Here is a 987-nt window from a genome sequence, read left to right as displayed (position 1 = left end):
GCACATCGGCTCGACGGCGGTGCGGCTCGGCGAATCGACCAGCCTGTCGGTGCTGAACCTCGACGACACGACGACGCAATTGAAGGTGGGGCTCGGCACCGTGTCGACGCACGTGCGCGATCTGCCGGCCGGCGGATCGTACGAAATCGACACGCCGAACCTCGCGCTCGGCATCACGGGCCCCGGCGACTATCGCGTCGATGTCGCGCCGAACGGCGCGAGCACGACGGTGACGGTGCGCAGCGGCAGCGCGACCGTATACGGCAGCAACGGCCAGTATCCGCTGTCGCCCGGCCAGCAGGTCGTGTTCACCGGCACCGACCTGCAGGTCGCGCAGCAATCGCCCGCACCGGGCCCCGACGCGCTCGACCAGTGGGCCGCCAGCCGCGACGCGGCCGAAGCGCGCTCGGTGTCGGCCCGCTACGTGTCCCGCGACATTCCCGGCTACCAGGATCTCGATGCGAACGGCACGTGGCGCGAAACCCCGAATTACGGCGCGGTATGGGTGCCGAACGACACGCCGGCCGACTGGGCGCCGTACCACGACGGCCACTGGATCTGGCAGGCGCCGTGGGGCTGGACCTGGGTCGACGACGCCCCGTGGGGCTTCGCGCCGTATCACTACGGCCGCTGGGCGTACGTGGACGACAGCTGGGCATGGGTACCCGGCCCGATGGCAGTGAGCCAGCCGCCCGTCTATGCGCCGGCGCTCGTCGCGTTCGTGGGCGGCGGGGGCGGCGGCGGTTCCGACTGGAATGTGGCGCTGACGGTCGGCGGCGTCGCGGCGGCCGGCTGCGCATGGTTCGCCCTCGGGCCGGGCGAGCCGTGGCATCCCGGCTGGGGCGGCTGGAGCCCGCACTACTACGACCGCGTCAACCGCAACATCGTGGTGAACAACGTCAACGTGAACAAGACCGTGAACGTGACGAACATCACCAATATCACCAACATCAACAAGACGTACGTGAACTTCCGCGCGCCGCACGC

At 70.0% G+C, this 987-nt stretch carries 1 protein-coding gene; it reads left to right on the top strand.

The annotated features are described in order from the left end of the window. A partial coding sequence (locus JMF90_RS38420; RefSeq protein WP_236598149.1) for a DUF6600 domain-containing protein occupies positions 1 to 987 on the top strand: 987 nt, incomplete at both ends.

Origin of the sequence: Burkholderia sp. E168m23 (assembly GCF_016586125.1) — a bacterium.
Taxonomy (GTDB): Bacteria; Pseudomonadota; Gammaproteobacteria; order Burkholderiales; family Burkholderiaceae; genus Burkholderia; species Burkholderia orbicola.
Note: the sequence above shows the minus strand (reverse complement) of the source record. Positions and strands in the feature narration are given on the sequence as shown.